Source organism: Paenibacillus macquariensis, assembly GCF_900156375.1.
GTDB classification, from domain to species: domain Bacteria; phylum Bacillota; class Bacilli; order Paenibacillales; family Paenibacillaceae; genus Paenibacillus_AQ; species Paenibacillus_AQ macquariensis.
The window spans coordinates 1-23,391 of the sequence record NZ_FTNK01000021.1; the positions used below are offsets into that span (position 1 = coordinate 1).

Sequence of the window (23,391 nt, forward strand, 5' to 3'; positions counted from 1 at the left end):
AGCAGTGTACGTATTACGCCAACGATTTAGACAATGCTTTGGCTTGTCACGACCAATGAAATCCAAGTCAAATCCAGCTTCAAGAAAGATCTCCATTGGAGTCTGTCCCTTCTCGTAGGCTTTCACTGCGGCCAGCTTAAATGTGGGTGAATACGTAATGGTCTTCTCCCTGACATTCTGAACATGGGGATTTACCTCCAATTGCTTGATCTCATGTTCATTAAATATCTTTGAAGTTCCTCTCGCTTTGTTCATAAATTGACCTCCGCTTTTTTAGATAATTCGATTAAAACACAAATGACCCGCAAGAGGGTCACTTTTTTCAAAGTTTCCATCTTACGGGTCACAGTTCATTACATTCTCGGCGGTCCTTTTTTACAGATTCAGGTTTCACATCATGTTGTATAAAAAAATATCTAGATTGACTTTCAGTTGAGTTCATGCAGGTACTTGACACCCGTGTGGTATATTAAAAAAAGTGATTTCACGAGGAAAGAGTCGGAAGTCTAACAAACTCTACTTAGGAGGCATTTAATGTTTCAGCATAGCAATCAGGATTTTACGGAAATAAACTTTGGTACACAAGATTTAAGGTATAGCGATCTAGTTGGTTGTACATTTAATCGATGCTCATTTGCTAACGGATCACTAGAGGAGATTAACACCACCAACTGCCGATTCATCGAGTGTGATTTTCGCGGAGCATTGCTAAATGGCTCCATTCATAAAGAAACGGCATTTGTGAATTGTAACTTTAACGGAGCAAATCTTTTTGTTTCGAAATTTGAAATATGCAAAATGACAGGTTCGGATTTCTCTGGATCAAATATGGACGGGATCACCATTTATCAAGGCGATTGGTCATATACAAATTTAAGACATGCCAGATTAGTTAAGCAGGACTTACGTGGAATTAAATTCTTTGAAGCAGATTTATCAGGAAGTAATTTAGAAAAAGCTGATTTAAGAGATTCCGATCTGACAATGGCAATACTAGGAAAGGCACAGCTACAGGGTACTGATGTGAGAGGGGCTAAACTAGAAGGCGTAGATTTTAAAACATTCAACGTTTCAGGGATGAGAATGGATAGAGAGCAGACTGTATTGTTAGCGATTTCTCATGGAGCCAAGGTGAATTAATGATCATTCTATGCCTACAATGGATCAACAAACAAGCAGGTCAGTAGAGGGGATTCCCTTAACTGGTCTGCTTGGCATTCAATATGATTTATCGCGTTACTATTTAAAGCGTTTAATGGTAAATTGAGAGGTAGATTTTACTTTTTGGAAATGGACTGCCGCTCTTTATTGGATAGTCTATTTTTATTTCCTCCCGCCCTTATTAAAAAAATGGACGCATAGCATCCCATGTCTTCCCTCACAGTCAATTCGAAGAGGAATCTGCAGCGGCAGCTGACGAAGCCGCAGCAACGGCAATGGCAGTCTGCTGCGCAATTACAATATTGGTAATGCTGGTAGAGAGCATCGTGGTTAAAATGCCGTTTCGGACATCATCCACATTTTTGAAGGCTACCAACGCAGCCGACAGCAGCAACAACTCCTGCTTTGCAATGGACCAGTTGCCGAAGCCTTTTTTGGTACGTAAAAATTCGTATGTCTCCGAGACATCAGTAACGATTGTATCTTTGTTGCAGGGGAGCAACGATAGCACACCAAGCGAGGAAAGGGTATATTCCTTGTCCAGCCGGATGCCACGTGTACGGAATTCATCGCGTAATGCAAGTACACGGGCCACCGTTTCTAAGGCTTCCTCCCCAAGAACCAGCACTTGTGTCAGGTTAAGTGACTAGAATGTCACTTAAAAGTCACTTGAAAGTCATTTTGGGCAGATATACTAAATTTATCGCAACATGAGGGAGAGATTGTGGGTAGTGGGGTATTAAGTGAGACTAAGGATCCGTAGTGTTAGCAATGTAAATTCAACCTATATTAAAGGAGATATTATGGAAGTGAAATTACGAAAGACCCTCTTTGTAGGAACCATCTTATACACAATTGTTGTCTTATATTTTATGTTCTTTGCTTTTAATAGAGTAGATCATGCAGCCAGTGAAAATGGATACACATTTATGCTTGTTCCAGAGGGAGTTCCGCTTCTATTTCCAAAACTAACCTTCTCATGGATATTTGCCTTTGGAAATATTGCTGCTTTTATCCCTTTTGGTGTACTCATTCCCCTATTGTATCGTATACGCTTTGGGAAGTTTATAACCTTCTTTATCTTGGCGATTCTCGTTTTGGAAACACTGCAAGCTTTAACCTATCTTGGTTCCTTTGATGTAGATGATGTAATATCCAATACATTAGGTGCAGCGATTGGATTTGTTATGTATAGAGTTGGATTTGCTTCAAAGATCTCTTATAAAAAGCTTATTGTTTCGGTTCTATCTATGGGTGTACTTCTTATTGGAATCATAGCGATCTCTGAAACCATCCATTACGTTCTAGAGAAAAGAGAAGGTCCTATTCAAGCATTAACTGATGTGAAAGAAATTACAGGAAGTACGCCTATGACTGAGAACCTTCCAAGTTTCACTGTAGCAGGTAAGAGAATAGAGCCTAAAATGAACGTGTATAGCAGTGAAAGTGAACCAATCAAAGAATACAACTATATCCTTGGGAACAAAAAAGATGTCTGGTTTCATTCCTATTACGGTTTTCCCGACAAGGGTGAAGTTGAAATAATCGTAGATGGGCAAAGAATAGCTCAGTTAAATGACCAATATTATCAAGAGGCAGAGGCTTTGGATCGGCATTTTGAGAAGATAAATGAAATTACGATTATAGTTTCCGGGAACGCTAAGCTTTGGGACGTTGGATTCAGTGAGATGAAGCATTGGTGGGAGTGAAGAACTAGCAGATGTTTATGATGTGGAATCAGGCGACACATCCAACCGGCTAAGTGGCAGAGCCACCCGGACCTTCAGTCCTTAAGCCGTGTGGAATGTCAGGATAGTTTAATACCAAAAGGGCTGTCTAATGGCAGTCCTTTGTTACGTTAACGGGCAGTATTCACAAGTATTAACATGAACAATTATCTATGATAAAAGAATGGGGTCTTACATGATGAAAACCTTGAAGTTGGCATCTATCTACTCTTTAGTTATCTTTTTTGTATTAATCATAGTTAAATTTATTTCTTCGCCTAAATTTGTTATAAGTATTTTTGAAAAAGGATTTTGGATGGGATTAGGACTCTTAATATCCTGGATAATTATTATTTTTATAATTACCTTCCTAACGTTATCTATAAGAAGGACTAAAAGGTTAAACTAACGGGTAACGATAGTTGAATCAAACAATGAGCAGTTTAACGCAAACTGTGTTTTATTTGTGGTTACGGTTCGCCGTTAACGGTCTGGTATTTTAATCTCCAGGCGTTTAGTCTCTAAACTTAATTTTGTTAACTTAAAAAACCCTTCCGGAAGGAAGGGTTAAATTAATGTTTTCATCCTAATCTTCTTTAGAAAGTTCACTATATTTTTTAAAATTGTCTAGAATCGCCTGAAAGCCTGCTTTTTGCATATCAATGGGATTGGTGGATTCTGCTTCAAAAGTTTCAATTACCTTTGTGTCGTTTTCTTGGCTAATAAAAGTAATCGCAACTTTTCTTCCATCTCCAATAGTGTAAGAAATAAACTCGTTTATTCTCACTTCATCATAAACACCACCAAAATCAAATCCAAAGCTACCATCCTTAGCTTCCATTCTTGTAAGAAAACTCCCGCCAATTCTTAAATCATTTTCAGCATTAGGAGCATGCCATTCATCAGAAGCAAAAGACCATTTCGTTATATGCTGTGGTTCTGTCCAATATCCCCACACTTTTTCAACGGGTGCATGAACTATGGTTTCTACCGTTATTGTTACTTTATCACCTGTTTCCATGATGATTACCGCCTCACTGTAGTGAATTTATTTTCATGATTGATTATATCATTGTACTGACGGATAACGAAAGCGGAGGGGCTTCCTATAGGTACAAACGGGCAGTAATGTGTAATAATTTCTGAACTTATTCTACATATTAAATATATATTCCCAAGTAATTGTACTCAATCCTATTAGATCTATTTAATCTTGAAAAGAAGCATGTTCATATCATATTGAGGAGAAATAAATATGAAAAAAAAGTTACTCAAATACAATTATGTTGATCTCCATTTTACTTAATTTTGTACTATTAGTTTGTATTATTAATCAGAATTTTAATATGTTTGGTTCAAAAGATACAATCGCTACAACATACTCTAGTTTCTACGACAGTGTGAGAAAATTAGATGGGACGTTAGATCAAATAGATGATTCAACGGAAGAAATGAAGATTATAGAGAATATGTATATATCCAAAGTTTGTTCAAAAGTTCAATGATGTAGTCAAATCATTAAATATTTTCCAATGATTAATAATCAATGGAATCTAAAAGAAGATGACTCCTGTATAATAAAGAAATCATCTTCTTCAAATTGCCTAGTCTTTTTTAAAAGTATCCTTTAAAAAGGGTACTCATTACTCGTGAAGTTGAGCTAATTAACCTTTGGTCTTGTAGGGCTTTCTTTTTTTGCTACGGCTTGCGTTCCTATTACCGTTTGCTTTGGCGTTAACTGCTGCAATAACTTGTAACGCATTTCCTAAGGATTGAAGGAGGTTACCTACAACCGTTAAATCGTTGGAATCCTTGTTAACTGTGGTTTCCCAAAGCTCTGCGGTCAATTCAGCCTGTGCCGCATTAGCTATGGATTGCATCGTATTGCCAATAATAGACAACTGTTCAGCTTCTTCCTGTCGCCGCTTGCTTTTGGATAGATTTTTGGACTGACCGATAGCTGCAATTTACGACTGTTATTTCGTTTTTGTGAAAACATGCTCTTTACACTTCAATAAAGAACAAATATTCGCGCATAATCAAACCAGGTAGTATAGCCTTGATGTTTGAAAAGGAAACTTTTGATATCTGTAGATGAGGTAGTAAAGAGAGAAGAGGTTAGAATTAAACTACTATTCAGTGAGAGGTTTTCTTTTTTCGGTTATCAACTATAAGAGAGAGAACACCAAATATAAAGAAAGACCTTGCTCTCATAAACAATTGAGAGCGAGGTCTTTTTGATAGAATAATTGTTGAAAAACGAAGTTAGTTTTTTACATTTAACAGTTTAGCGATAAAGGCTGCTGCTTCAGCACGGGTTGCAACTTGTTGAGGAGCAAATCGGTTCTGACCAACACCGTTCACAAGTCCTTCTTTGACGGCAGTCGCGACATAAGGTACAGCCCACGCCGGGATGGAGTTCTTATCGGAGAAGGAAAGTGATGCTTTTGTATTTACCCCAAGTTTTGCTGCCCGAACCATGGTAATGTATCCTGCATCAAATCCGGATTTAATAGCGCTCTCACCCCAGTGTCCTGAAATGTCTTTTAGAGACACAGTAGGTTGAGGATTACTGTCTGGACCCGTTGTAGGCAGTTCTACATCTTTTTTGATTATTCCGAATTGATCCACAATTTAAAACGATTTACTGTTTTTAAAAAAGTTGCACCGTTTCACCCCGTTGGATATGATTATCTATACACACAATGAGGTTAGTTTACAAACCGATTATGCATATAGAAAAAGTTGAACCTAAAAAAGAGTCTGCGGAATTTTGTCGGAATTGAAGAAGAAGTAAAAAAACTATGGCTGAATAGGAGAGTACGACATGGAAGTTTTTGCAGAATATTTAGCGCATATTGATAACCCACAACATCGGGACCGAACGGAAGAAGTTTTGGCTTGGATAACTAGGAAATTTACAAATTTAAAGCCAAAAATTGCGTGGAATCAGCCTATGTTCACCGATCACGACACATATATTATTGGCTTTAGCGTGGCCAAACATCATTTGGCTGTTGCCCCTGAAATTGCAGGGATTAATCATTTTTCTGAAGAAATTGTGCAGGCTGGCTATGATCACACCAAACAGTTGGTGCGTATCCAGTGGGATAGTCCGGTTGATTTCTCATTACTTGAGAAAATGATCAAGTTTAATATTTTGGATAAGGCAGACTGTTCAACTTTTTGGAGGAAATAAAAATGACTCTCAATACCTAGAAAGGAGAATGTATTTTATCTATGGAAATTGAAAATTTAATTACAGTACAATCGAGAGATGATTTGAGGGTTTGGTTACAGGGGAATTGTAAGTTCGAAAAATTTTGTTGGGTAGTAGTTAGTATGACGCCGAACCCCGATACGCTGTTATATTTGGACGCGGTCGAAGAATCATTATGCTTTGGATGGATCGATGGAGTCAAAAAGAAAATATCTGAAACCCAACTGGCGCAGAGACTGTCTCCCAGAAGTAAAGGGAGTTCATGGACTGAATTGAATAAAGAACGTGTCCGCCGCCTCGAAAAGATGGGGTTAATGAGTGACGATGGAAGAAAGGTGCTTCCTGATATGGGCCACGATTCTTTTAAAATAGACAGGGTTATTGAGCAAAGGCTAAAAGAAGAAAAGCAAGTATATGAGAATTTCATGGCATTTCCAGCTCTTTATAAAAGAGTTCGGATCGACACGATACAAAGCAATAAAAATCAGCCAGTCTTATTTAAGAGCAGATTAGACAAGTTGATAACAAACACTAAAGAAAACAAAATGTACGGTCAATGGCATGATAATGGACGCCTTCTAGATTACTTAGATGCAATAGATCGAATAAAGTGAAATTATTGGTTGAGTTGGTAATATTGTTGCTTTAACGGGGAAACTCTATTTCAATGATATATTAATGAGCAGGCGCTGCGGTGCCTGCTTATTTCATTGAAGTAACAAGCAGGGGAGTTTCAAGATCGTGTAGAACAAATTTAGAAAAGACACGGGAGAATAATAAATTTAAGCAAGAAATTTTATTTAATCTGCCAATAGTACGGATTAAGTCCCCAATTTAAGGAGACTTACGGAGGTCTAGCGATGGTTGTTACACCTAGTTACAATATGATTTTAAGTGCTAAAGTGAAGTTATCTGAATAGATTTGAGAGATGTCAGTGATAGTCTAGATTGATGAGAAATACGAACAGGAGGTGAGTCTTAATGCAATATCATTACTTGCTGCGTATTATTTTAGCCGGCATTTGCGGGCTGATTATCGGGTACGAACGTAAAAGCCGTATGAAGGAAGCGGGTATTCGAACTCATTTTGTTATAGCTATCGGAGCATCCATGATGATGGTGGTTTCCAAATATGGTTTTCAAGACATTCTGGGCGAGAAAAATATTGCGCTCGATCCGTCCCGGATAGCCGCTCAAGTCGTTAGCGGAGTCGGTTTTCTTGGAGCAGGGATGATCTTTATGCAGCGGCAAACGATAAAAGGACTAACTACAGCGGCAGGGATGTGGACAACGGCGGGTATAGGTATGGCAATCGGCTCCGGCCTTTATGTAATCGGCATAGGGGTTACTGCGCTTATCCTTGCGGCTCAAATGCTGTTGCACAGTCGTTTTGGCTGGATATCCGCTCCCAAGACCGAGCATTTGGCGATCCGTTTAATCGACGAACCCGGAGCTGTGGGTTATATTCAAAAAATGCTTAAGGAAAAAGATATTACCCTTTTAAATTTTCATGTGGAAAAAGATAAGGGAACTTCAGATATACTCATGGAGATTACAATCAGGTTACCCAAGGCTTTAGGAGTTGAGCACTTATTACCGCTCATTCAAGACTTTTCCTTCATCAAAGCTATCGAGGTTCATTAGTGGTTGTTACAGGTCCTTCTGAGATGCCGATGGTTTATGCCAGAATGAATAAAAAAATGGATAAAATAACACTAAGTGTTGATCTTGTTGAAGATCAGCTTTTTTTGTTGGTCCTAAGAGGGGATAGGTATAGATTATAATCCCGCTTTTAACCATAATTCATTAAACTAACGAGCAGTTATGTTTAGCTATAATTAATCTTTACCAGCCATGACCTCTTACAGTTTGTTATTATAATACGTGGTAGTGCAATCTACGAAATATGTATTAGGGAGATAAATTGATGAGCTCAAATACTCATTCCACTTCGGAAGAAAACGTGTTTAAGATTGACTGCAAGGATATTATTTTAAGAGAATACATAATTGAGGATTTGGACGACCTACAAGACATTACCTGGCAACCTGAAATATATGAATTTTTGATTGATTGGAACGTATCAAGGGAACAACGTGAAGACTGGATAAAGAATTATGAAATACCAGAGAACAAAGGGTTTTTAAATGCTGTTTCAAAAGATGGAGATATTGGACAACTTCGTTTGCGATTGGGTATCATATCCAAAGAGTCAGGTGAATTTATCGGCTGGTGTTGTACAGGAATATTGGATAAGTTGCCCCCACCAAATAGAGAGATTTTTTATGGAATCTCAAAACACCATACAAACAAGGGTTACACGACCCAAGCTGCGGAAGGTTTAATTAAGTATTTATTTGAAAACACCAATGTCGAGGAACTCATCGCTATAGCTCAGATACGTAACGTCCCATCGAATAAAGTGATACAAAAATGTGGTTTTGAATTTCAATACAATATTGAGATTGAAAGTAGACAATATAATTATTACAAACTTAGTAAGAGATAGTTGAATAACGGTAAACTAACAGGGGTGCCACGTGGCAGCAATTAGTTCCGCTAACGGGCAGGATAGTTTAACTACTAACTAGAATTGTATAAATCGACAAAGCAAAAAAAGGGGATTTATAATGAATCATTCACCGAACTATATTATTGGCATTGACCTAGGTGGAACAAATATCAAATCAGCAATCCTAGATGAGAATTTACAAGTTGTAACCGAAAGAAGCGATCCCACATACGCTTTCGAAGGTCCTGATCATGTGATAAAAACAATTAAAAACATTATCCGTGAGATGATGCAGCTTCATCATATTACCAACGAAAATGTATTGTGTATGGGATTAGGTATTCCCGGATTGCTCAATCCCAAGGAAGGGCTTTCTATATTCTCACCTAACTTTCCAGGGTGGGAAAATATCCACGTTGTCCAGGAGATGAATAAAGACTTTTCATTCCCAGTTTTTATCGACAACGATGTCCGGGTAAATCTTTACGGAGAGTTGTATTTTGGAGCTGGAAAAGGATTTAAAAACTTAGTGCTAGTTACCATTGGAACTGGATTGGGATCTGGGATTGTGGTGGATGGAAAGGTCCTATATGGTACTACTTCCAGCATCGGAGAAATTGGGCATATGAACATGTACAGGGAGGGTCGACCATGCAGATGTGGTAGTTCGGGTTGTTTGGGTAGATATGTGTCTGCCATAGGCATGGTACGTACCTGTGTTGAAAAGTTGGAAAGCGGAGAGCAGAGTATTATTCAGACCTGGGTTGAAGGCGACCCGAGCCGGATCAATGCGAAAATGATCTCGGACGCCTATGACTTGAACGACTCATTGGCTATAGAGGTCATGCACGAAACTGGTGAAATTCTAGGGTTTGGTCTTGCAAATGTAGTCAACTTATTTAATCCTGAATTAATAATTATTGGTGGTGGTGTATCAGCCGCTGGAGACAGACTCCTACATACCGTCCGCGAAACCATCCGTAATCATGCGCTTAAATTGTCTTCAAATGCTTGCAGTGTGGTGACTGCACAACTTGGTGGACGGTCAGGTATGATAGGGGCAGCGGCTTATGCAAAGCATCAGTTGGATATAGGTTATTAGTATGGACTATTCAACTAACGGGACACGATAGTTGAATAAGGAATTACTGAAGTCGGTCAACATGTTAATTGTTGGTCTTTTTCTGTCGCATCGGGACGAAACTACGTACTTGCTCTTGAATTAACGGGCAGTATAATTGAATATAGGCGTTCGTCTATACATAGATGATTATAAAATATTATAAACGAATAGAAATGAGATGCTTATAAATAAAACTACGTTTCGCATGATGAGCGAGGTTAAACCAATGAATATAATAATTAGACAAGAAAAAATAGAAGACGTTAACGAAGTCTACCATGTAGTACAAAAAGCATTTGAAGATGCTGACTATTCAGACCATGATGAGCATAATTTGGTAAATAGGCTTAGGAATTCGACGGAGTATATTCCGGAGTTGTCTCTTGTAGCTGAATACGAAGACAAAATCGTGGGTCATATTCTTTTTACAGAAATAAAAGTGGGTGATCAAACTCTGATTGCTCTTGCACCTGTTGCTGTATTACCAGAAATGCAAAGCAAGAGCATAGGGAAGCTACTGATTAAGGAAGGCCACAAAATCGCGGCACAGCTTGGATATAAGGGTTCCATTGTTTTGGGTCATGATAAGTATTATCCGAAGTTCGGTTATAAAAAAGCCAGTCAATATGGTATAGAAGCACCATTCGAAGTTTCTGAAGATAGTTATATGGCAGTTGAGCTTATTGATGGTGGTCTTTCAGATGTCCATGGCGTTGTACAATATGCTAAAGAATTTTTTGAAAAGTAGATTATTAACTTGATATGAACCAATCAGAATCAAAGAACAGCTAAACCTTGCGATCCAAAATACGGGTAGTGGGTTGAAGTAGCAACCTGTAAACTGACTAAACTACCATCATCTTTGATTTTAAATACTGAGACTGTGCCCTGATTACCATTCAGGGTGTATAAATTGCGACCATCTTTACTGACTCCAGAATCTATTGGTATACCTGTAGGTGTGCCAACTGGAGTACTCGTAATATGCCCGAGAACCGTTAGTTTTCCATTGTCTTCTATTCGGAAGGTGGATATTGTACCACTTAAGGTATTCGAGGTATATGCAAAACGTTCATTCCTCGTAGTTGTAACCCAGCATGCTGTCTTCTGGCCGTTCGGTACAGAACCACTGATAACATCAAGTATCCCGTTGTCACTCATAGAATATGATGACAGCGCGCTTGAAGCTACTTCTGTAACTAAAAGGATTCCTGAGGATAGGAAATAAGATCCTAACGGCCTAGTGCCATTAGAATCATTAATGATTGGTCCTGTAACCGTGCCATTTTTATTAACACGGAATACACTTAGTCGGTCAGTAGTAAACTCAGATACAACGATTTTACTGCCATCTGGTGTGAATAAAACCTGCGCAGGCTGAGCGTTGATCGTACTTAGAGAATGGGAGGAACCCGGAATATAAGTAAGACGTCCGTTATTCTCAATGTGAAAACCAGTGATATTGGATGCGAAGTTATTGCCGGCATTACCAACATTTGAAACATAAAGAAGATTACCGAATTCACTTACGCTATTTGGCTGAGCACCTTCCGATGGCTTCACATCGGCAAGAACAAGTCCTCCGCTGTCGGTAATGATGAAACTACTGATACTATTACTGCCTGCATTCACTGCAAATAAGAAACGACCATCACGAGATATAGAAAGTGATCCTTGTGACACAAGGGGATCGATGCCATCGTTTGCTGTTACAGATGAGACTTTCCTTGTACCAGTACCATTTCCATACGTGGGGTATGAACCCATAAAGGTAAGTATTCCATTCAGTTCCGGTAAAAAGCAATGACTTCGTTCATTACTTCCATATTGGTCATAATGTAAACCATGTTTGTTCGATTTGATGTCGACATTTTATGACTTCCCTCCTTTGAGTAGTTCTTTGCTCCGCATATGATTGATTATGCTATCGTTTAATATTATTCATCTGACCTTAGAACAATGCCCCCGCTGTAAGTCTGTGGGGGCATTGTTCTAAGGTCAGGTTTGTGTTGGAAAACCGATCAGGAGGAGTGGAATTAGGATGTACTGGACTCGATGTGGTTTACGAGACGGTCATTTGATTCAAAAATATATGAAAATTACGATTTTTTTGATTTAGGGTGACCATGGACAGTTCAATGGTAAGTACAAAGTACATTTGAACAACCCTTACCAGGAAAAAGGTCTGAACTATAAAGACAACAACGAAATGAAGTGGAGAGCTTACTTTTAGTGTGGGGGCGGAGCGCTTACCTGCTGAGATTAAGCTGGATCAATTTCATGTGGGCCAAACAAAGTATATTGGTGAAAGAAATAGATGAGAACCACACTGGTAAGTTAGTAAAACTTGTGTGGTTCTTTTTTATCTATACGTAAAAACCTAGATAGGAATATGTTTTTATCCTATATGGATGATGTGACTCAATTTGCCAAAACAGTGATAAATGTTATAGACTGTTTTTTATCAGTTCTTGTCCAAGTGATCCATTATATACCGAAAGAAAGCACTTTCGGAGGGTTTTTACTTTTAATGATAAGAAGAATTTATTTGAAACGGGGAAACTTAATGAATGGAAAGAGACAACAAAAATCAAATAAACTAAAGATATTTTCAAGAGTATTATTAATTATTATTGGGGCTCTTATAGCTGCATATGGTCTAGAAGCAGTATTAATACCTAACAACGTCTCAGACGGTGGTGTGACAGGCCTAAGTATCGTTGGATCAAAATTGTTTGGATTACCGTTAGGGTTGCTAATTGGCGTAATTAACATCCCTTTTATTTGGCTAGGATATAAGCAAATTGGTAAAAGTTTTGCTATTTATTCCGTTATCGGTATTGCATCACTAGCAGTTGGTACTGTTTTTATGCACAATGTACCAACGATTATTCAAGGTGATACATTGTTAATTACCGTTGTTGGTGGGATTATCATCGGTTTTGGTATGGGGTTAGCATTGCGTAATGGTGGAGCAATAGATGGGATCGATATGTTAGCGGTACTACTTTCACGTAAATTACCTTTTGGTACGAGTGATCTAATCTTATTCTTAAACATGTTTGTTTTTATAGTTGTTTCAACAGTATTTGGTCTACAAGGGGCGATTCTATCAGCACTCGCATATTATATTGCTTCTAAAGTAATTCATATTGTTGAAGAAGGTTTGAGCGGATCTAAAACATTTAAAATCATCACAAATCAACCCGAAATCATGGTAGAAACGATTCGTGACCGATTAGGTCGTGGATCAACTTATACAGATGCTTACGGCGGCTACTCAAATGAACAATTCAAAGAAATCACTTGTGTCATTAACCGTCTGGAAGAAAGCAAAATAAAAGAAATCATTCATGAAATTGATCCTAATGCCTTTGTTGTAGTATATGATGTAGCAGAAGTTAAGGGCGGTAATTTCAAAAAGCATAATATTCATTAATTAATCAATAAATTACAAAATAACGCGTAGGTAGAGAAGATAACTATTCTCTCGCCAGCGCGTTATTTGTTTACCTTTAATAGAAGACTGTAGAGACAAGCTAATGATTCTTAGTGGGTAACGGAGGTTACACAATATCGTGTATTCGATAAGAAGATTTACCTATCGGCTATTAAGGATATGTGGAATAACGAGATTGTTGGGTTCCATATCAGCAGACGTAACTTCGATATTCCCTATCACGGTTAAAATAATAGATAACGTTAAAAAATACAAATTTCCCAATTTGCCTTATCACATCGTATACTTAAGAAGTAACTACAACGAAAGAGATACATACATTAATGGACTGGTTGGTGTTTAAAATTGAAAATTATTGCGCTTGAAGAACATTTTACAAATCCTGCACTAAATGCTGATATTCAAAAACAGGTCAAAAAATTGTCACCTCATTTCTATGAAGCTTATGGTAATAATGGACTAGGAGGCTCTCCCAATTCGGAAGAGCTGATCGATATGGAGAACCTGCGCCTAGCGAATATGGATGCGAATGGAATCGACATTCAGTGTCTGTCGTATTCAGCTCCGGGAGCACAGATCCTTCCTCCATCTGAAGCTATTTATTTCGCAAAAGAAGCTAACGATTATTTGGCTGATTCCATAAAAGCACATCCTGATCGTTTTGTTGGATTCGCCATGTTACCAACTGCTGCGCCAGAACAGGCGGCAATCGAATTAGAAAGAGCAGTTCGTCAGCTAAATTTCAAAGGGTTTATGATAAACGGATGTACTGATGGTTTGTTTCTTGATCACGTGAAGTTTCGTCCTATTCTTGAAGCGGCATCTGCACTGGATGTTCCACTCTTTTTACATCCTTCATTAATATCGAAGGGAATACAGGAATCTTATTATGGCGGTTTTGACCCGATTGTCAGCACTCGGTTTGCTACATCAGGTTTTGGATGGCATGCCGAAACAGGCATTCATGCAATGCGTATGATTCTTGGTGGAGTTTTTGATGAGTATCCTAATTTGCAAATTATTCTAGGCCATTGGGGAGAAATGATTCCTCCATTTTTGGACAGAATGGACTCAACTTTATCTGGAGCGGCCAAACATCTAGAGCGTAGTGTATCTGAGTATTTTACGAGCCAAATGTACGTGACGCCAAGCGGTATGTGGAGTCTTCCACAACTGATGATGAACATGCAGATTATGGGTGCAGATCGGATTATGTATTCTGTAGATTACCCTTTTATTAAGAATGATGAGGCTCGAGCTTTTATAGAAAATGCCCCAATTAGTAGTCTGGATAAAGAAAAGATAACTCATATAAATGCAGAAAAACTACTGAAATTATAGACGGATCAAATACAAAATTCCAAATGAAATCTATATTAAGAAATCCCGAATAAGTCGCCATCTCGGCGGCTTTTTTAGCAGCTTTTCTCTTTCCTTCAGATTCGTTACGCCCAGGTACAAATCCAGCCCACGAGTAACAATGCACAGTAATGGGAAACGGCTACTTAATTTCCGTTCCAATTTCCGCTGGCTGCAGCCCTATGATCGTATCAATTAAATATCAAGTTTACGGGTACTAATCCATTTCACCAGTTCAGGATCCGATCTTCTTCACATCCTTCTTCATTAAGAAGTGTTTGAACTAGTTTTTTTGATGTGGTAAACTTTTCCATGAATTCACCTCTTTCAATTCGTTATGTGGTGCATACGATTTTACACAAAGGGCGATCTATTATTTCAATATGTTAATACCTCAAATTGGATAATCAAAAACCGTGATTCATTAAATAACAAGGAGGGGATCTCATGTATAAGTTGTTGATTGTCGACGACGAAGCATTGGTTCGGGAAGCGATACAAGATCAGATGGACTGGGAAAGGCTTGGCTTTGAATGCATTAGCACTTGCGAGAACGGATTGGAAGCGCTTACCCTTATTGACCGTCATACGCCTGACGTCGTATTGACCGATATTGGGATGCCGTTCATGAACGGCATCGAGCTGACACGTGAACTTTCCATTCGTTATCCGCAGGTGAGGGTTATCATTTTTACAGGGTACGATGAATTCGATTTTGCGCAGCAGGCTTTGAAATTGCAAGTCGTCGACTTTATATTAAAACCGATTACGGCAGCAGAGCTTGAGACGGTGATAAGTAAAGTGCGCCATAAGTTGGACGGCGAAAGAGGACAGATACAAGATTATGAGCAGTTGAAACGTCAATTGGCAGAGAGTCTACCTCTGTTAAAAGAACGTTTTTTAGAACGATTGGCGACCTCACCAATGACAGGGAAACAAATGAAAGAAGGCTTCAGTTATTTTGATATTGAGTGGAATGGATCCTTCGTGATCGAACTGGCCATAGATGTGGACGAGTTTGTATTGGGCCAGCCTTCGACTTTGTCCGACGAGGAACTTATCCGTTTTGCCGTATATAACATTACCCAGGAAGTTATAGCTGAACGCTCAGATACGCTCATTTTCAGGGATCGGGAAAATCGGGTACTTGTATTAATCTCAAGTGTAAATGCGGATGAATTGAATGATCTATCCTCGCAGGTGGCCGATGAAATTCACAGCACGATCACCAATTATTTACCTGTTAAACTATCGATAGGCATCGGACATGTCTGCAATTTGGCTGACAAAGTTCCGCGATTTCATCAATCAGCATTAGCGGCATTGGATTATCGCTTTGTGATCGGTACCAACCGAATAATTTGTATATCGGATATAGAGCAACACAAGCGGCCAGAATTGTTATCGGTGCTTGATTGGGAAAGCGAGTTGATGACCAAATTGAAAACTGGAACACCGAAAGAGATGGACGAATGGATCGATCAACTCTTCATTACGTTCCGAAAACATGTGTTTCCACTTGATATTTGTCAAATGTACCTTCAACGAATCGTATTGACGATTATGCACACGCTTTATGCGATGGGCATTGACTACATAAAAGTGTTCGGAGAAAACCAAACTCCAATAACTCAAATTACTCGGTTTACCGTGCTGAATGAAGTTGAATTATGGATGAAGGATCAATGCACCAAAGTGGTTGGGATCATCAAAAACATGCGAGAACACCAAAGTGTGTTTCAGGTCACGAAAGCGATAGAGTACATTAAGCAGCATTATATGGATTCGAAATTATCGTTAAAGTCCGTGTGCCATCACGTATCCATGAGCTCAAGTTACTTCAGCATCATATTTAAGCAAACCAACGGCAAAACATTCATAGAATTCGTAACCCATCTGCGTATGGAAAAAGCGAAGGAACTTTTAAACGTATCCTCCTTGAGGAGTTACGAGATTGCGTATGCCGTCGGCTATAGCGATCCTCATTATTTCAGCGGCGTGTTCAAGAAGCATACGGGAGAAACGCCAACAGATTATCGCCAAAAAATGATAACAGGGAATGCGTGATACGGATGAAATTTTTTTCACGATTGCCTAGTATTCAGACGAACATGGTACTTTCCTCGGTCTCTCTCATTTTGATGACCATTATTATTATGAGTGTTACTTCCTATTATTTGACTAAGGATTCAGTTAAGTCCACGGCGGAGACTTACACGACAGAGCTCGTGAAACAGGTAAACAACAATATTAAATCCTACATTAATGGTATGAAGTCAATGTCCGATCTTGTAGCTGGCAACTATGCCGTCCAAGATTTTTTGTCTTCAAATACGTTTAATAGCTTACAGGAGGAGAGGGACTATAAGGAAAAAATCTCGGACATGCTAGGGGCGATGCTAGTATCTCGAACGGATATTAGCTCTGCTAACATATTTGGCTATCAAGGACAGTTCGTGTCCGGTCGTAAAGAACTGGAATTAAATCCGTTTGTCGATATTACAAGTATGAATTGGTATATGAACGCACAGAACAATGACGGGAACAGCGTTATATCCCCTTCACACGTGCAGCCTATTTTTAAAGATCGGTATCCTTGGGTTGTATCGCTAAGCCGAGAACTGGTTAGTAAAGACGGTAATAAGAAACTGGGCATATTTTTGGTAGATTTGAATTTCAGCGTTATGAACGATATGTTTAAGGATATTCGGCTCGGTCAAAGGGGTTATTTATTCATCATTGATTCAGACGGCAAAATTGTCTATCACCCCCAGCAGCAATTGATATACAGTAATTTAAAATCAGAAGTGATCGATAAAGTTCTTGAAGTCAGAAACGGAACTTTCATAAGCGGCCAAGGTAGCAACAGTCGTATGTATACGGTTCAGGATTCCGAATTTGGTTGGAAAATTGTTGGAGTTTCTTACGTGAACGAATTGGTCGACAATCAGAATGAAGTGTTGCTTTCCATTGTTTTTCTGGGAACTATCTGTATCATCATTGCAATTATTATTTCTCTGTTCTTATCGCAGCGAGTGACCCAACCAATTAAACGATTGCAGGGCTATATGAAAGAAGTGGAAAATGGTAATTTCGACATCCACGTGCCGGTCTCCAAAACGATAGAAATCCAGAGGTTTGCAAGAGCCTTCAATATGATGGTCGGCAAAATTAAAGAACTGATGACGCAAACGGTATCGGATCAGGAACAGAAACGCAAGAGCGAGATTAGCGCACTGCAAGCCCAGATCAATCCGCATTTTCTTTATAACACGCTAGATTCCATTGTGTGGATGGCAGAGAGCAACAAATCTCGGGAAGTCGTATTGATGACCTCGGCACTTGCCAAGCTGTTTCGTTCATCGATCAGCAAAAACGACGAGTTGGTTGCGATTAGAACCGAAATCGAGCATATTACGAACTATTTGATGATCCAAAAGATGCGCTATAAAAATAAATTGGATTATCATATTGAAATATCCGAATTGGTGCTGGAATATCGGATCATCAAAATCATAATGCAGCCCCTTATCGAGAATGCCATCTATCATGGTATTAAGATGAAGCAGGGGCCTGGTTTTATCCGAATCGCTTCCGAGGAGACGCAAACGGATATTATTGTGATTATCGAAGATAACGGAAATGGCATGGATGAGGAAAAATTGAAATCGCTTCTTCTTTCAACGGCGGTAATGGAGAGCGGAAGAGGGATCGGAGTGCGAAATGTTCATGAGCGGCTTAAGCTATATTACGGGGAGAGATACGGATTGACCTACCATAGCGTTCTAGGCGTCGGAACAACCGTATATATTCGTATTCCCAAATCACGCTAAGTATTGGAGGATGAGAGACATGCAAGGAATCCGAAAGTGGCTAATAAGTGCAGTTGCATTCCTTCTCATTACGACGGTCGTTTTTGCTTATGGATATAACAGATTATCTGCGAAAAAGAAGATAGATGTTACAGTAATACTTAAAACGATCGATACATCGGTCGAATTCTGGCAGGTGTTAACCGATGGCGTGCACGAAGCCGCACAAGAGTTCAATGTTAATGTTCAAGTATGGGGGACGGCATCGGAAACGGATGTTGACGATCAAATTTCCCTTGTGGAAAAGGCGATAGAGAATCGACCGGATGCGATCGTATTAGCCGCGACCGATTATGAGAGGATCGTGCCCGTTTCGGATAAAATAAAGAAAAGCGGCATTAAGCTTATTATCGTCGATTCGGGGATTAAATCCGACGTTGCTGATAGTGTCGTGGCCACAGACAACTTCAACGCCGGCAGAGAAGCGGGCAAAGCAATGATAAATTTGATTAAACATCCGGCCAAAATAGCGATCATCAGCTACTTTAAAAATGCCGCTTCTCAAATCGATAGGGAAAAAGGCATCCTTGAAGTGATGGAGAATCATCCTGAAATCGAGGTACTAGGGACATACAATGGCGAAGGATCCGAGCAAAACGCCTATTTATTAGCTAAGGAAATGTTACAAGCGCATGCCGATTTGTTCGGAATTATCGGTTTGAACGAGCCGACAACTGTTGGGGCCGGAAGAGCGATTCAGGAATTGGGACTAAAAGGGAAGGTGCAGCTGATCGGGTTAGACAGCTCTTTCAACGAGATCAAGTTACTGGATGAAGGTTTGATGAAAGCTACCGTAATCCAGAGACCTTTTCAAATGGGTTATCTCAGTATTAAGACGGCAGTAGAGGTTGTCAAAGGTACTAAGGTTTCCAAGCTTATCGATACGGGCTCGCTACTCATAACAAAACAAAACATGTACGAAGAGGAGAATCAGAAGCTTTTGTTCCCCTTTGTTGGGGATTAAAGAGCAAATATGAGGTTAAACAGATAATCATAGTACGTTAATACAAAAGCAGCCGTCCCATTTTGGGAGCGGCTGCTTTTACAATATGCCCAGCTGGAAAGGTTGTCCATCATGTGATGGAAGTAACGTTTGAATAGACGCATGCAGGATCATGATCTTGCATGTTTTTTTTCACGATATTATTCAACTTTTAAAAGATAAAATTACATGTAAGTGAAGCAAACAAAGCTGTACAGTTACATTAAGAGCATGCAGTACAGTTTTTAAAAGAGGTGATATGATGGAGCACCCGCTAGTGAAGATGGAAGGTATTGTGAAAAACTTTGCCGGCGTTCATGCGTTGAAGGAGTGTGAATTCGAATTGCGTTCGGGTGAAGTACACGCACTTGTTGGTGAAAACGGCGCGGGCAAATCGACCATGATGAAAGTGCTGACGGGCGTGTATCAGAAGGACCAAGGAAGCACTTTCTATAAGGGCAAGAAGGTGGATATCACCGATACAGCTACGGCACAGAAGCTAGGGATCAGCATGATTCATCAGGAACTGAATCTATCGCAGGATCTAACTGTCGCTCAAAATATTTTTATCGGCAGGGAGCCCCGTAAGGCGATTCGCTTATTTCTAGATGATAAGGAAATGAACCGAAAAACGGAGTTGCTGCTGAAGCAAATGAATTTGGATATTTCTCCAACGATGAAGGTCTCGGAGCTTACGGTGGCCAAGCAGCAAATGGTGGAAATCATTAAAGCCATGTCGTACGAATCACAGGTGTTAATTATGGACGAACCGACAGCTGCATTAAGTGATTCTGAAATTGATGACTTGTTCAGAATGATCGAGCAGCTAAAGCTAAAAGGAGTCGGTATCGTTTATATTTCCCACAGAATGGCAGAATTAAAACGGATTACGGATCGGATTACAGTTATGCGGGACGGTGTTTATATCAACACGATGCAGACGGCTGACGTGAGTATCGACCGAATTATCGCAATGATGGTCGGGAGGGAAATTTATCAACCAGCGAAGTCTGAACGCAATACGGGGGGCAAATCGGAGACAGTATTGCAGGTAAAGGGTCTGATGCGCAGGAATACTCTCCAAGATATCAGTTTTTCGCTCCAAAAAGGCGAAATTTTAGGAATCGCCGGTTTGATTGGAGCAGGCAGAACAGAATTGGCGCGGGCCATTTTTGGGGCTGATCAGATCGATGCTGGCGAAATTTTTATTCATGACCAAAAAGTGAAGATTACAGGTCCGCATCAAGCGGTCAAGCACGGCATCGGATATTTATCAGAGGACAGGAAGCATTTAGGTTGTTTGCTCGATATGGATGTGAAGACGAATGTTGTACTTGCCACAATGAATGATTTCACTAAAGGCTTAGGTTGGATTAATAATAATCGAATTTCCGAAACCTCGATAAAAATCGTTGAGGAGCTGACAGTGAAAACTCCGAGTATTGGACAAAAATTGAAATTTTTGTCCGGTGGAAATCAACAGAAGGTTATTCTAGGTAAATGGCTGACGAGGGACTGCGATATTTTGATTTTCGATGAACCTACTCGAGGAATTGACATCGGGGCAAAGAGCGAAATTTATAAATTACTTGAAAGTTTGGTGGCACAAGGCAAGTCGATTATTATGATTAGCTCAGAACTTCCCGAAATTTTGAGGATCAGTCATAGAATTATCGTGATGTGCGAAGGTAGAATTACCGGAGAGTTTAATAATGACGATGACATTACACAGGAGCAAATTATGGCCTGCGCTACGAATCGGACTAGTTCAGCAAAGACAGAGAGAGAGGAATAGGAGGATTTCAGTATGAAAGAAGCAATGATAGCTGCAAAAAAACCAGCATTTTCGTTCAAATCAGCACTAGAGCAGTTTTTGGCTTTCGGCAGTTTGATATTACTAATTATCTTTTTTTCAATCGCTTCAAGTAATTTTTTTCATTTTTCCAATATAGTTGGAATTTTGCTCTCAACTGCAGTTATTGGTGTACTTGCGCTCGGTTCGACATTTGTAATTATAACGGGAGGCATTGATTTATCGGTCGGTACAGTTATGACTCTTTGTTCGGTTATGACGGGTGTTTTTATTACGACGTTGGGACTTCCCGTGTATATCGGAATTATTGGCGGATTACTCACTGGTGCGGTATGTGGCTTGATTTCAGGAATTGCGATTTCACGATTTGGAATCCCCCCCTTTATCGCCACGCTCGCAATGATGATGATCGCCAAAGGGCTTGCGCTCGTCATTTCGGGGACGAAGCCGATCTATTTTACGAAATCCCCAGTATTCATGGAGATTTCGCAGGGATCGCTGCTTGGTGATCTGATTCCTGGCTTCGAAGTTCCGAATGCAGTGCTTATATTCTTTATTGCGGCGATTGTTGGAAGCGTTTTACTTACTCGTACTATAATTGGCCGATATAACTTTGCAATCGGAAGCAATGAGGAAGCGACACGTTTGTCTGGGGTCAATGTACGCAACTGGAAGATAGTTATTTACACGATCACGGGAGTATTCACCGGGCTAGCCGGCATACTGATGGCTTCTCGTCTTAATTCGGCGCAGCCCTCGCTCGGCATGGGCTATGAACTGGAAGCAATTGCAGCTGTCATCATCGGTGGCACCTCGCTCAGCGGAGGCAAAGGTACGATTGTTGGTACAGTCATCGGTGCTTTGATCATGAGCGTGCTTACAAACGGTCTCCGTATTCTATCGGTCCCGCAGGAATGGCAAACGGTTGTTGTTGGATTCGTTATTTTGTTGGCTGTTTATGTGGATAATTTGCGACGCCGCAAAGCTTGACCCAAGTTATTATTTCCTATGGAAATGATATAGATCAGAATTTATTATTTAATTGAAAAGGGGATTTGGATATGAAAATGAAAAATGGTTTGCTCGTAATGCTACTTGGTTGTGGAATGATTTTAAGTGCTTGTGGTTCGAATGGCGGTAGCGGCAACACGACACCTACAGCGACACCTGAAAATAAAGGAGCAGTTACTGAGAAGCCCACGATAGCCAAAAAAATGTACATCCCAATCATTTCCAAAGGGTTTCAGCATCAATTTTGGCAAGCAGTGAAGATGGGTGCAGAGAAGGCAGCAACCGAGTTTGATGTAGAAATTACATTTGAAGGTCCAGAAACGGAATCGCAGGTAGATAAGCAATTGGAAATGCTCCAAGTAGCTTTGAACAAAACACCAAGTGCAATTGGTTTTGCTGCACTAGACAGTCAGGCTTCCATTCCTTATCTGCAAAAAGCGAAGGATGCAGGCATTCCTATTGTTGCTTTCGACTCCGGCGTAGAAAGTGATATTCCAGTCAGTCTAGTTACGACGGATAACATAGCTGCTGCTGCTATGGCGGCAGACAAAATGGCAGAGTTTATCGGTGGAGAAGGAGAAGTGGCGGTTATTGGTCATGATCAAACGAGCCGCACAGGGATTGATCGCAGTGAAGGTTTCATGAACCGGATAAAAGAAAAATATCCGAACATTAAAATTGTCGACATTCAATATGGTGGCGGCGATCACTTGAAGTCGACCGATCTAGCCAAAACCATTATGCAGGCATATCCGAAGCTAAAAGGATTTTTCGGTACAAATGAAGGATCTGCTATCGGTATTATTAATGCGGTTACAGAAATGAAAGCGGAAGGAAAAATTACCGTTATCGGCTATGACTCCGGCCAAGCGCAAATTGATGCGATCAATAATGGTCTAATGGTGGGCGCCATTTCCCAAAATCCGGTTGGTATTGGCTATGAAACGGTGAAAGCAGCAGTAGCTGCAGCAAAAGGCGAGAAGGTTACCCCTATCATCGATAGTGGTTTTGTATGGTATGATAAATCGAATATTGAGAGTGATGAAGTGAAAGCGGTTATTTACAAGTAGGCTTGTTTTTAGCACCAATCATCGCGAGTTAGAAAAAAGGTAGCCGTTCCTGAGATGGGACGGCTGCTTTTTGGACTTATC

21 protein-coding genes and 1 pseudogene are annotated in these 23,391 nt (G+C 39.9%); 16 read left to right on the top strand and 6 right to left on the bottom strand.

Annotation, left to right across the window (positions count from 1 at the left end):
- A partial coding sequence (locus BW961_RS24865) for an HTH domain-containing protein (RefSeq protein ID WP_342190557.1) occupies positions 1 to 255 on the bottom strand: 255 nt, incomplete at its 3' end.
- Between the two features lie 279 nt (positions 256 to 534).
- On the opposite strand from BW961_RS24865, the gene BW961_RS24870 reads away from it, so the two are divergent.
- Positions 535 to 1,140 (top strand): pentapeptide repeat-containing protein, encoded by a 606-nt coding sequence (locus BW961_RS24870; protein ID WP_068587388.1) that lies wholly within the window; start codon positions 535 to 537, stop codon positions 1,138 to 1,140.
- Positions 1,141 to 1,384: 244 nt separating this feature from the next.
- Here the strand turns inward: BW961_RS24870 and BW961_RS24875 are convergent, their stop codons facing one another.
- Positions 1,385 to 1,789, bottom strand: a complete 405-nt coding sequence (locus tag BW961_RS24875; protein WP_280175224.1) for a DUF4003 family protein — start codon at positions 1,787 to 1,789, stop codon at positions 1,385 to 1,387.
- A gap of 175 nt (positions 1,790 to 1,964) precedes the next feature.
- On the opposite strand from BW961_RS24875, the gene BW961_RS24880 reads away from it, so the two are divergent.
- On the top strand, positions 1,965 to 2,870 hold the full coding sequence (locus BW961_RS24880; protein ID WP_068587389.1) for a VanZ family protein: 906 nt from the start codon (positions 1,965 to 1,967) through the stop codon (positions 2,868 to 2,870).
- A gap of 604 nt (positions 2,871 to 3,474) precedes the next feature.
- Here the strand turns inward: BW961_RS24880 and BW961_RS24885 are convergent.
- The 3 genes from BW961_RS24885 to BW961_RS31360 all read right to left on the bottom strand — a co-directional run bounded on the left by BW961_RS24885 (position 3,475) and on the right by BW961_RS31360 (position 5,519).
- Complete coding sequence (locus tag BW961_RS24885; RefSeq protein ID WP_076577023.1) at positions 3,475 to 3,909, bottom strand: SRPBCC family protein; 435 nt, start codon at positions 3,907 to 3,909, stop codon at positions 3,475 to 3,477.
- A gap of 643 nt (positions 3,910 to 4,552) precedes the next feature.
- Positions 4,553 to 4,789 (bottom strand): hypothetical protein, encoded by a 237-nt coding sequence (locus BW961_RS24890; RefSeq protein WP_068587394.1) that lies wholly within the window; start codon positions 4,787 to 4,789, stop codon positions 4,553 to 4,555.
- A 364-nt stretch (positions 4,790 to 5,153) separates the two neighbouring features.
- Positions 5,154 to 5,519 (bottom strand): S-layer homology domain-containing protein, encoded by a 366-nt coding sequence (locus BW961_RS31360; protein ID WP_068587396.1) that lies wholly within the window; start codon positions 5,517 to 5,519, stop codon positions 5,154 to 5,156.
- 196 nt (positions 5,520 to 5,715) lie between these two features.
- Here BW961_RS31360 and BW961_RS24900 point away from each other — a divergent pair, with 196 nt between their 5' ends.
- From BW961_RS24900 to BW961_RS24925, 6 genes are all read left to right on the top strand, one after another.
- Positions 5,716 to 6,087, top strand: a complete 372-nt coding sequence (locus BW961_RS24900; RefSeq protein ID WP_068587397.1) for an iron chaperone — start codon at positions 5,716 to 5,718, stop codon at positions 6,085 to 6,087.
- Between the two features lie 41 nt (positions 6,088 to 6,128).
- Positions 6,129 to 6,722 carry a YdeI/OmpD-associated family protein gene (locus BW961_RS24905; RefSeq protein ID WP_068587400.1) on the top strand — a complete coding sequence of 198 codons (594 nt, stop codon included), beginning with the start codon at positions 6,129 to 6,131 and terminating at the stop codon, positions 6,720 to 6,722.
- Between the two features lie 367 nt (positions 6,723 to 7,089).
- Positions 7,090 to 7,752 carry an MgtC/SapB family protein gene (locus tag BW961_RS24910; RefSeq protein ID WP_068587403.1) on the top strand — a complete coding sequence of 221 codons (663 nt, stop codon included), beginning with the start codon at positions 7,090 to 7,092 and terminating at the stop codon, positions 7,750 to 7,752.
- 283 nt (positions 7,753 to 8,035) lie between these two features.
- Positions 8,036 to 8,617, top strand: coding sequence for a GNAT family N-acetyltransferase (locus BW961_RS24915; protein ID WP_068587405.1), 582 nt, complete (start codon positions 8,036 to 8,038; stop codon positions 8,615 to 8,617).
- A gap of 121 nt (positions 8,618 to 8,738) precedes the next feature.
- Positions 8,739 to 9,722 carry an ROK family protein gene (locus BW961_RS24920; RefSeq protein ID WP_068587408.1) on the top strand — a complete coding sequence of 328 codons (984 nt, stop codon included), beginning with the start codon at positions 8,739 to 8,741 and terminating at the stop codon, positions 9,720 to 9,722.
- 247 nt (positions 9,723 to 9,969) lie between these two features.
- Positions 9,970 to 10,491 carry a GNAT family N-acetyltransferase gene (locus tag BW961_RS24925; protein WP_068587410.1) on the top strand — a complete coding sequence of 174 codons (522 nt, stop codon included), beginning with the start codon at positions 9,970 to 9,972 and terminating at the stop codon, positions 10,489 to 10,491.
- 29 nt (positions 10,492 to 10,520) lie between these two features.
- Here the strand turns inward: BW961_RS24925 and BW961_RS24930 are convergent.
- Positions 10,521 to 11,614: pseudogene (locus tag BW961_RS24930) on the bottom strand (lactonase family protein).
- A gap of 695 nt (positions 11,615 to 12,309) precedes the next feature.
- Here BW961_RS24930 and BW961_RS24935 point away from each other — a divergent pair.
- From BW961_RS24935 to BW961_RS24975, 8 genes are all read left to right on the top strand, one after another.
- On the top strand, positions 12,310 to 13,182 hold the full coding sequence (locus tag BW961_RS24935; RefSeq protein ID WP_170878610.1) for a YitT family protein: 873 nt from the start codon (positions 12,310 to 12,312) through the stop codon (positions 13,180 to 13,182).
- A gap of 366 nt (positions 13,183 to 13,548) precedes the next feature.
- Positions 13,549 to 14,544 (top strand): amidohydrolase family protein, encoded by a 996-nt coding sequence (locus BW961_RS24945; RefSeq protein WP_068587412.1) that lies wholly within the window; start codon positions 13,549 to 13,551, stop codon positions 14,542 to 14,544.
- Positions 14,545 to 15,009: 465 nt separating this feature from the next.
- The gene (locus BW961_RS24950; RefSeq protein ID WP_068587414.1) at positions 15,010 to 16,629 is read left to right on the top strand and encodes a response regulator transcription factor; all 1,620 of its coding nucleotides are present in this window, start codon (positions 15,010 to 15,012) and stop codon (positions 16,627 to 16,629) included.
- Between the two features lie 5 nt (positions 16,630 to 16,634).
- Positions 16,635 to 18,395 (top strand): cache domain-containing sensor histidine kinase, encoded by a 1,761-nt coding sequence (locus BW961_RS24955; protein ID WP_068587416.1) that lies wholly within the window; start codon positions 16,635 to 16,637, stop codon positions 18,393 to 18,395.
- Positions 18,396 to 18,414: 19 nt separating this feature from the next.
- Complete coding sequence (locus BW961_RS24960; RefSeq protein WP_169810311.1) at positions 18,415 to 19,398, top strand: substrate-binding domain-containing protein; 984 nt, start codon at positions 18,415 to 18,417, stop codon at positions 19,396 to 19,398.
- Positions 19,399 to 19,678: 280 nt separating this feature from the next.
- Positions 19,679 to 21,211: a sugar ABC transporter ATP-binding protein gene (locus BW961_RS24965; RefSeq protein ID WP_068587420.1), complete on the top strand. Its 1,533-nt coding sequence runs from the start codon at positions 19,679 to 19,681 to the stop codon at positions 21,209 to 21,211.
- A 24-nt stretch (positions 21,212 to 21,235) separates the two neighbouring features.
- Complete coding sequence (locus BW961_RS24970) at positions 21,236 to 22,219, top strand: ABC transporter permease (protein WP_139331744.1); 984 nt, start codon at positions 21,236 to 21,238, stop codon at positions 22,217 to 22,219.
- A 71-nt stretch (positions 22,220 to 22,290) separates the two neighbouring features.
- Entirely contained in the window at positions 22,291 to 23,310 is a 1,020-nt protein-coding gene (locus tag BW961_RS24975; protein WP_068587424.1) for an ABC transporter substrate-binding protein, read from the top strand.
- Positions 23,311 to 23,391 lie beyond the last annotated feature (81 nt).

Excerpts from the sequence above, each read along its gene's own strand:
- BW961_RS24870 (WP_068587388.1), top strand. The coding sequence starts at position 535 with ATGTTTCAGCATAGCAATCAGGATTTTACGGAAATAAACTTTGGTACA.
- BW961_RS24880 (WP_068587389.1), top strand. The coding sequence starts at position 1,965 with ATGGAAGTGAAATTACGAAAGACCCTCTTTGTAGGAACCATCTTATAC.
- BW961_RS24885 (WP_076577023.1), bottom strand. The coding sequence starts at position 3,909 with ATGGAAACAGGTGATAAAGTAACAATAACGGTAGAAACCATAGTTCAT.
- BW961_RS24900 (WP_068587397.1), top strand. The coding sequence starts at position 5,716 with ATGGAAGTTTTTGCAGAATATTTAGCGCATATTGATAACCCACAACAT.
- BW961_RS24905 (WP_068587400.1), top strand. The coding sequence starts at position 6,129 with ATGGAAATTGAAAATTTAATTACAGTACAATCGAGAGATGATTTGAGG.
- BW961_RS24910 (WP_068587403.1), top strand. The coding sequence starts at position 7,090 with ATGCAATATCATTACTTGCTGCGTATTATTTTAGCCGGCATTTGCGGG.
- BW961_RS24915 (WP_068587405.1), top strand. The coding sequence starts at position 8,036 with ATGAGCTCAAATACTCATTCCACTTCGGAAGAAAACGTGTTTAAGATT.
- BW961_RS24920 (WP_068587408.1), top strand. The coding sequence starts at position 8,739 with ATGAATCATTCACCGAACTATATTATTGGCATTGACCTAGGTGGAACA.
- BW961_RS24925 (WP_068587410.1), top strand. The coding sequence starts at position 9,970 with ATGAATATAATAATTAGACAAGAAAAAATAGAAGACGTTAACGAAGTC.
- BW961_RS24935 (WP_170878610.1), top strand. The coding sequence starts at position 12,310 with ATGAATGGAAAGAGACAACAAAAATCAAATAAACTAAAGATATTTTCA.
- BW961_RS24950 (WP_068587414.1), top strand. The coding sequence starts at position 15,010 with ATGTATAAGTTGTTGATTGTCGACGACGAAGCATTGGTTCGGGAAGCG.
- BW961_RS24955 (WP_068587416.1), top strand. The coding sequence starts at position 16,635 with ATGAAATTTTTTTCACGATTGCCTAGTATTCAGACGAACATGGTACTT.
- BW961_RS24960 (WP_169810311.1), top strand. The coding sequence starts at position 18,415 with ATGCAAGGAATCCGAAAGTGGCTAATAAGTGCAGTTGCATTCCTTCTC.
- BW961_RS24965 (WP_068587420.1), top strand. The coding sequence starts at position 19,679 with ATGGAGCACCCGCTAGTGAAGATGGAAGGTATTGTGAAAAACTTTGCC.
- BW961_RS24970 (WP_139331744.1), top strand. The coding sequence starts at position 21,236 with ATGATAGCTGCAAAAAAACCAGCATTTTCGTTCAAATCAGCACTAGAG.
- BW961_RS24975 (WP_068587424.1), top strand. The coding sequence starts at position 22,291 with ATGAAAATGAAAAATGGTTTGCTCGTAATGCTACTTGGTTGTGGAATG.